This is a genomic window from Alkalibacillus filiformis, assembly GCF_030814115.1.
Lineage (GTDB): Bacteria > Bacillota > Bacilli > Bacillales > Alkalibacillaceae > Alkalibacillus > Alkalibacillus filiformis.
The window spans coordinates 156271-164031 of the sequence record NZ_JAUSUP010000005.1; the positions used below are offsets into that span (position 1 = coordinate 156271).

The window sequence follows — 7761 nt, forward strand, 5'->3', positions numbered from 1 at the left end:
AAATGGCTTTTAGTCAGCAGTTGCCTCAAGGGGTTACCGATTTATATGCACACGATTATGAGTTGAAGCAAGCATTAACGGGACAATTACAGCATGTGTTAAGTAGCTATGGATACCAACCAATTCAAACGCCAACGTTCGAATATTATGATCTGTTCATGAGTGTTCCAGGGACGATGGATTCTGATCAAATGATTAAGTTAATAGACCGTGATGGCAAAGTGCTAGTCTTGAGGCCGGATGCTACAGTTCCAATTGCACGCATGGTCGCTCAGTCACGATCAGAAGTGGAAACGTATAACAAATTTTTATATGTTACGAACATTTTCAGAATGGAAAGTGGTGAATCAGATCGATCCTCACGTTCATTTTCACAGGTAGGTGTTGAGTGGTTTGATGATGCGCATCCATTAAATGATATAGAAATGATTGTTATGGCAATCGAATCATTAAAACAATCAGGTTTAAGAAGTATACAACTTGAATTAGGTCAGGCGGGATTCTTTCAATCTTTGTTACAAGAAGCGGGTTTAACGAAAGAACAACAAATGGTCGTTCAACAAAAAGTCGATGAAAAGAACGAATACGAGTTAAGTCGGTTGTTAACACAGTATCAAGTAGACGATCAAATAAAAAACCAGTTAATCCAAATACCGAATTTGTTTGGCTCACCTAATAGTGTTTTTGCAGAAGCGGAAAAAATAGCGATTAACCGTGGAATGAAGCAATCACTAAAAAGGTTAAAAGAGTTAGTTAATCAGTTAGAGCAATTAGGGTATGAACACTATATTTCAATTGATTTAGGGTTAGTTAACCATTTGAATTATTACACAGGAACGATGTTTCAAGGTTATATACAAGGCTACGGAAAACCAATCATTCAAGGTGGACGGTACGATCAATTAACGAAACATTTTGATTTAGAAACAAGTGCTATTGGTTTCGGCATTTACTTAGATGACCTAATTTCCATTGTTAAAAAGCAACAGTCATTTGAAACTAGTCAATCTGAAATAGTCGATGTTGTAACTGAAGAGAAAGATTTCGTTAAAGCAATGGAGGTTGCTCGAGATTTAAGGGAGAAAGGTGTCGTCGTTAATATGCACTATGAGAATGATTCAAATACTGGAGATCAGGTCATTTACCTTTCTGAGAATATAGTAGACATTAAAGGTGAAACATTTAATTTTACGACTGTTGAAAATTTCCTCATGAAGGCAGGTTTTATGAATGGAAACAATTAAAATCGCACTAGCTAAAGGGCGACTGGCTGATTTAAGTATTGAGTTGTTTGAGCAGATTGGACTTAAATTTACTTCTTACCATGAGAAATCTCGAAAACTAATGTTTACAAGTGATGATGGTCACTACGAGCTTATTTTAGTAAAAGCCACAGATGTTGGCACTTATGTAGAAAATGGTGCAGCTGATATTGGCGTAGCGGGTAAAGATACGTTGTTAGAAGCGGGTGTTGATGTGTTTGAAGTGGTTGATTTAGGGTTTGGTCATTGTCGCTTTGCGGTTGCGGGTGAACCTGGAGTGAATTTGAATCAGTACCATCACTTAACGGTTGGAACTAAGTACCCTAAAATTACGAATGATTATTTCAAAGCTCAAGGTAAACAAATCGAGACGATCAAGTTGAACGGCTCAGTTGAGTTAGCGCCATTAGTAGGTCTAAGCGATGTTGTCGTTGATATTGTCGAGACTGGCTCAACACTTAAAGAGAACAATTTAGTCATCATTGAAAACATGATGGATATTAGTGCTAGGCTTGTTGTGAACAAAGCGAGTTTTAAAACAAAAGATGAGAAAATACGTCCGTTAATCGAGCAAGTCAAATGGATTGTCGATTCAAAAGGAAGTGTCACTAATGAAGGTTGAACAAATATCACGTGAAGACATTGAAAAAGTAGTAAAGAACCGCTTAGCTCGTAATCAAGAAAATAATCAAATAATTGATGAGCGCGTTGAAAAGATTGTAAACAACGTTAGAAATGACGGTGATCAAGCCGTTTATCAATATATAAAACAATTAGATGGTGTGGAACTTGACGATTACAAAGTTTCGCAAGAAGAGATTGATTATTCTTTTACTCAAGTTGATGAATCGTTAATACAAATTTTGAAAGAAGCAAAAGAAAACATTGTAAACTATCACCAATTACAAAAAGAACAATCATGGTATACGAATCACCAACAAGGCGTATGGCTCGGGCAACAAGTGAGGCCAATTGAACGAGTCGGTGTTTATGTACCAGGGGGGAAAGCAGCCTACCCTTCTACCGTTTTAATGAATATTTTGCCAGCTAAAGTTGCTGGAGTTGAACAAGTGATTGCTACCACTCCTGTACAACGGGATGGTTCAGTCAATCCGACGACGATTGTTGCTGCTTCCATGGCAGGAGCTGATGAAATATTAAAAATAGGTGGAGCGCATGGAATTGCAACATTAGCGTATGGTACTGAAAATGTCTCTTCAGTTCATAAAATAGTAGGTCCTGGGAACGCATATGTCGCTCGTGCTAAAAAGTATGTATTTGGTGACGTTGGCATCGATCTAATTGCAGGACCAAGTGAAGTATGTGTCGTGGCAGATGATGAGGCAAATGCGAAGTTCGTTGCTGCTGATTTGCTAGCACAAGCAGAACATGACGAATTGGCATCTGCAGTAGCTGTAACGACAAGTGAGCAATTAGCAGATGAAATAAAGAATGAAGTCGAACGGCAAAAGAAAAATCTTAAGCGACAAGATATTTTACAACAATCGATCTACAATGAAGGCAGCATTTATGTCGTCAGTGATCTAGATGTTGCGTTTGAATTTGTAAATGAGTTAGCGCCAGAGCATCTTGAACTACAAGTGAGGGACCCATTTGAACAACTAGAAAAAGTAAAAAATGCCGGGGCGATCTTTTTAGGTGATTATTCACCAGAACCATTAGGCGATTATTTTGCAGGGCCAAACCATACATTGCCAACGAGTGGCACAGCGAAATTCTCATCGCCATTAGGTGTTTATGACTTTATGAAAAAATCAAGCGTCATTTATTACAATGAGCAAGCATTAAGTGGTGTTCGTCGCCAAATTGAACAGTTTGCCGATGAAGAAGGGCTTGATGCTCATAAGGAATCAGTGCGAATACGTTTTGAGTAAATGAGAGGTGTGACAAGTCTATGCGACAAGCAACAATTGATCGAGAAACAAGTGAGACTGCAATTGATTTATCACTTGTAATTGACGGAAAGAAAGAAGTAGATATAGAAACAGGTGTCGGCTTTTTCGACCATATGTTGACGTTATTTACTGCTCATGGATCTTTTGATTTAACGGTAAAAGCAGATGGTGATTTACAAGTTGATGATCACCATACGGTAGAAGATGTTGGAATTGTATTAGGGCAAGCTTTTAAACAAGCAATTGGTGATAAAAAAGGAATTAAACGTTATGCTACTGACTTTACGCCAATGGATGAGTCATTAAGCTTAGTGTCGGTTGATGTATCCAACAGACCATATTTAGTATTTGATGTTCAAGGGTTAAGTGAAAAGGTCGGGACGTTTGATACCGAGTTAGTCGAGGAGTTTTTACGAGCATTTATTAATCAAGCCGGTGTGACCTTACACGTGAAGCTCATTCATGGCCATAACAATCACCACATTATCGAATCGATCTTCAAAGGTTTTGGGCGTGTATTAAACGAAGCATTGACTATACAAGATGAGAATGGAGCAGTTCCATCAACTAAAGGAATGTTGTAAATGATTGCAATTATTGATTATGGAGCAGGAAATTTAAAAAATGTTCAACATGCATTAAATCTCCTAAACATTGAATGTAAAGTGACGGACCAACCAGGAGACCTACAAAGTGCTACAGGTATCATTTTACCTGGGGTCGGAGCATTTGGTGAAGCAATGAATCGTTTAAATGAAGCGGGTTTCTCAGACGAGATTAAAAGTCAGGCTAACCAAGGAAAACCACTTCTAGGTATATGCTTAGGGATGCAGTTGTTATTTCAGAAGAGCTATGAACATGGTGAACATGAAGGTTTAGGCTTAATTGAAGGAGAAATTGTTCGTTTTGAGCATGGCTTGAAAGTTCCGCATATGGGTTGGAATCAATTAATAATTAGCGCCCAAAACAAAGAATCACTAATCAATCGTGATGTACAAGATGATGACTATGTTTACTTTGTTCATTCTTACTTTGCTCAACCAAAAAACGAAGAAGATATTTTACATGCGACAGATTACGGTAAGCCTTTTACATCAGCTGTTAAGCGTAATCACATAATGGGGATGCAATATCACCCAGAAAAAAGTGCGCGAGTCGGAATGCAAATGTTAAAGAACTTTGGGGAGATGGTTAGATGAGAATTTTTCCTGCGATTGATATACGAAATCAGAAGTGTGTTCGATTGATACAAGGTGATTATAACGAGCAAACAACTTATGGTGACCCTGTTGAAATGGCGCAAGAGTGGGCGAATGAAGGAGCGAGCTTTTTACATTTAGTCGATTTAGACGCAGCCAAAGGTGACCCTTCAGAAAACTTAAATGTCATTAAACAGATTATTGATACCGTCTCTATCCCTGTTCAAGTTGGTGGCGGTGTGCGTAGCTTAGAACGTATTGAAGAATTAATTGATATCGGCGTTAATCGAGTGATTTTAGGGACAGCTGCTGTTAAAAATCCTGAGTTTGCAAAAGCAGCTGTCGATCAATTTGGTGAAGAACGAATTGTCGTTTCAGTGGATGCACGTGATGGGTTTGTTGCCACTGACGGTTGGATTGAAACATCAGATGTAGAAGCGGGTGAGTTTGCTAAAAAGTTAGAAGCTGTTGGTGTTAAGACGATTGTTTATACGGATATTTCAAAAGATGGCATGCTTCAAGGACCAAACTTTGAAGCTTTAACAGACTTAAACGAACAATCTGAATTACAGATTATAGCATCTGGAGGGGTCTCATCACTTTCAGATATTCAAAGGTTAAGTGAATTTAATATTTACGGGGCGATCGTTGGCAAAGCTCTCTATGAAGATAAAGTAAAGCTATCAGACATTATGAAGGAGTCTACAACATGCTAGCGAAAAGAATTATTCCATGTCTAGATGTGCAAGGCGGAAGAGTCGTAAAAGGGAAAAAATTTGCTGACATACAAGATGTTGCTGACCCAGTCGAACTCGGAAAAAAATATAGTGAACTTGGCGCTGATGAACTCGTTTTTTACGATATAACGGCTTCACATGAAAAGCGAGGCATTTTTTTAGACGTCGTGGAACGCGTTTCTGAGGAAGTCCATATTCCTTTTACTGTCGGCGGAGGCATTCAGTCCGTAGAAGATTTTAGAGCTGTGTTACAAGCAGGAGCAGATAAAGTATCCGTAAATAGTGCAGCTGTTTCTAGACCGTTATTAATTGACGAAGCGGCTGTTCGTTTCGGTAACCAATGTGTCGTTTTATCAATTGATGCGAAAGAAGTTGATGGTGAATGGTTTGTCTTCGTAAAAGGTGGCCGTGACAATACAGGTAAGCATCTGTTTGATTGGGCAAAAGAAGGGGAACGTCGCGGTGCAGGTGAAATTGTTTTAAATGTAATGGATACAGACGGTGTGAAACAAGGATATAACAATGAGGTTATAGCGCAATTAAGTGAGCAAGTGAATATTCCAGTTGTCGCATCAGGTGGTGCGGGTAAGATGGAACACTTCCGAGATGTATTGAAGCATGGCCAAGCTGACGCGGCCTTGGCTGCATCTGTCTTTCATTTTGGCGAGATCGAACTTCAAGCGTTAAAGCAATATTTATTTAAAGAGGAACTTCCAATTAGGTTAGGGTGAACAGTTATGGTAACGAATGTCCGTTTTGATGAGAAGGGGTTAGTCCCAGCAATCATTCAAGATTATAAAACAGGTGAAGTACTCATGCTGGCTTACATGAATGAGGAGTCACTTCATAAGACCATTGAGACGAAACGAACGTGGTTTTATAGCCGCAGTCGACAAGAGCTTTGGCAAAAAGGGGCTACGTCAGGAAACGATCAATACGTTAAACAATTAAACTATGATTGTGATGAAGATGCGTTACTCATTCAAGTTGAGCAAGTAGGTGGTGCATGTCATACAGGTGAAAAAAGTTGTTTTTACCGTGAAGAAGACATAGGTGAGTCGACACCGTTTAACCGTTCAGTTGTGAGTGAGTTGTATAATGCGATCGAAGAACGTAAAACGAATCGTAAAGAAGGATCATATACGAATTACTTATTTGATGAAGGTATAGACAAAATTTTAAAGAAAATAAGTGAAGAATTTGGCGAAGTACTAATTGGTGCTAAAAATAATGACGACGAAAATTTAACGATGGAAATTGCAGATCTTACGTATCATTTACTCGTGTTAATGGTTGAAAAAGGAATGTCTGTCGAACAAGTAAAAGAAGAGTTAACGAAGAGAATGAAGGGTGAGTAGGATGAGCAAGTTTTGGAGCCGAACAGCACGCGAAGCAAAGCCTTATACTCCTGGAGAGCAACCGAATGAATTGCAAGTTATTAAGTTAAACACGAATGAAAACCCATATCCCCCTTCACCGAACACATTAGAAGCGATGAAAAGGGTTGTTAATGAAGATTTGCGAAAGTATCCAACGCCAACAGTGGACTCGTTAAAGAGTGTTATCGCAAATCGTGAAGGGGTCAATGATGAACAAGTCTTTGTCGGAAATGGTTCTGATGAAGTGTTAGCTTTTGCCTTTCAAGCATTCTTTGAATCGAATGAGGCGATTAAGTTTCCGGGTGTGACGTATAGTTTCTATCCTGTCTATGCAAACTTGTATGGCATTCCATTTCAAGAAGTTCCATTGAATGAGGATTTTACAATTAATGTTGACGGAATGAAGCAATCAATTGGAGGCGTCATTTTTCCAAATCCTAACGCACCAACAGGGTTAGCTTTACGTTTGAACCAAGTTGAAAAGGTTTTACAAGGTAATCCTAATAGTGTCGTGGTCGTCGATGAAGCTTATGTTGAATTTGGAGCAGAATCAGCTGTACAGCTAGTCGAGCAGTACCCTAATTTACTCGTAACCAAGACATTATCAAAATCACATGCTCTTGCAGGCATTAGAGTCGGTTATGCAATAGGGCAAGAAGAACTGATCGAAGGACTAGAGCGAATTAAAAATTCGTTTAACTCTTATACTATTAACCGCGTTTCATTAGCGGGTGCTGAAGCGGCATTAAGAGATGATGCTTATTATCAAGAGACGTTGGAACGTGTGATTAACACTCGAGTTTGGTTTAAGCAATCACTTGAGGAATTAGGTTTTGAAGTTTTAGATTCTAAAGCTAACTTCTTATTTGTAAAACCAGTTCGTGTTGAAGCAGAGTGGTTGTATTTAACGTTGAAAGAGCGCGGCTTTTACATTCGTTATTTTGACAAATCTAAAGTAAGAGGGTATGTCCGAATTTCAGTTGGGACTGATGAAGAGATGGAGCGTTTATTGAATGAGATTTCGAACTTATTAAAGAATTATGTTCAGTAATTGCTAGATGCTCAAAGATTTAGTCAAGATGCTCAAAAAAATGATCTAGGTGCTCAAAGATCTGGTCTAGATGCTCAAAGAACAGGGTAAGTGGCTCATAGAATTGCTCGAGAAGCTCATAGTGACGTTCTGTCAATATATTGGACATGTTTTTGCTCTCATAAGGCAAACTTTTAATCCATATGAAAGAAGATGCTTTCATATGGAATCCTCATGT

At 38.7% G+C, this 7761-nt stretch carries 9 protein-coding genes; all 9 read left to right on the forward strand.

All coding sequences use genetic code 11. The features are described from left to right. Positions 1-2: 2 nt before the first annotated feature. The 9 genes from hisZ to hisC are packed head-to-tail and all read left to right on the forward strand — an operon-like array spanning position 3 to position 7544. Positions 3-1244, forward strand: coding sequence for an ATP phosphoribosyltransferase regulatory subunit (hisZ, locus tag J2R98_RS09900; protein ID WP_307068530.1), 1242 nt, complete (start codon positions 3-5; stop codon positions 1242-1244). Next, positions 1231-1884: an ATP phosphoribosyltransferase gene (gene hisG, locus J2R98_RS09905; RefSeq protein WP_307068532.1), complete on the forward strand. Its 654-nt coding sequence runs from the start codon at positions 1231-1233 to the stop codon at positions 1882-1884. The genes hisZ and hisG overlap by 14 nt, the downstream gene beginning before the upstream one ends. Then, a complete protein-coding gene (gene hisD / locus J2R98_RS09910) occupies positions 1874-3157 on the forward strand; it encodes a histidinol dehydrogenase (protein ID WP_307068534.1) in 1284 nt (427 codons plus the stop codon). The genes hisG and hisD overlap by 11 nt, the downstream gene beginning before the upstream one ends. A gap of 20 nt (positions 3158-3177) precedes the next feature. Continuing rightward, a complete protein-coding gene (hisB, locus tag J2R98_RS09915; protein ID WP_307068535.1) occupies positions 3178-3762 on the forward strand; it encodes an imidazoleglycerol-phosphate dehydratase HisB in 585 nt (194 codons plus the stop codon). After that, the gene (gene hisH / locus J2R98_RS09920; RefSeq protein WP_307068537.1) at positions 3763-4377 is read left to right on the forward strand and encodes an imidazole glycerol phosphate synthase subunit HisH; all 615 of its coding nucleotides are present in this window, start codon (positions 3763-3765) and stop codon (positions 4375-4377) included. It begins immediately after the preceding gene. Beyond that, positions 4374-5093, forward strand: coding sequence for a 1-(5-phosphoribosyl)-5-[(5-phosphoribosylamino)methylideneamino]imidazole-4-carboxamide isomerase (gene hisA, locus J2R98_RS09925; RefSeq protein WP_307068539.1), 720 nt, complete (start codon positions 4374-4376; stop codon positions 5091-5093). The genes hisH and hisA overlap by 4 nt, the downstream gene beginning before the upstream one ends. Next, positions 5087-5845: an imidazole glycerol phosphate synthase subunit HisF gene (hisF, locus tag J2R98_RS09930; RefSeq protein WP_307068541.1), complete on the forward strand. Its 759-nt coding sequence runs from the start codon at positions 5087-5089 to the stop codon at positions 5843-5845. Before hisA ends, hisF begins: the two co-directional genes overlap by 7 nt. Before the next feature lie 6 nt (positions 5846-5851). Further along, entirely contained in the window at positions 5852-6472 is a 621-nt protein-coding gene (gene hisIE, locus J2R98_RS09935) for a bifunctional phosphoribosyl-AMP cyclohydrolase/phosphoribosyl-ATP diphosphatase HisIE (RefSeq protein ID WP_307068543.1), read from the forward strand. Position 6473: 1 nt separating this feature from the next. Continuing rightward, positions 6474-7544, forward strand: a complete 1071-nt coding sequence (gene hisC, locus J2R98_RS09940) for a histidinol-phosphate transaminase (RefSeq protein ID WP_307068546.1) — start codon at positions 6474-6476, stop codon at positions 7542-7544. Positions 7545-7761: the final 217 nt, after the last annotated feature.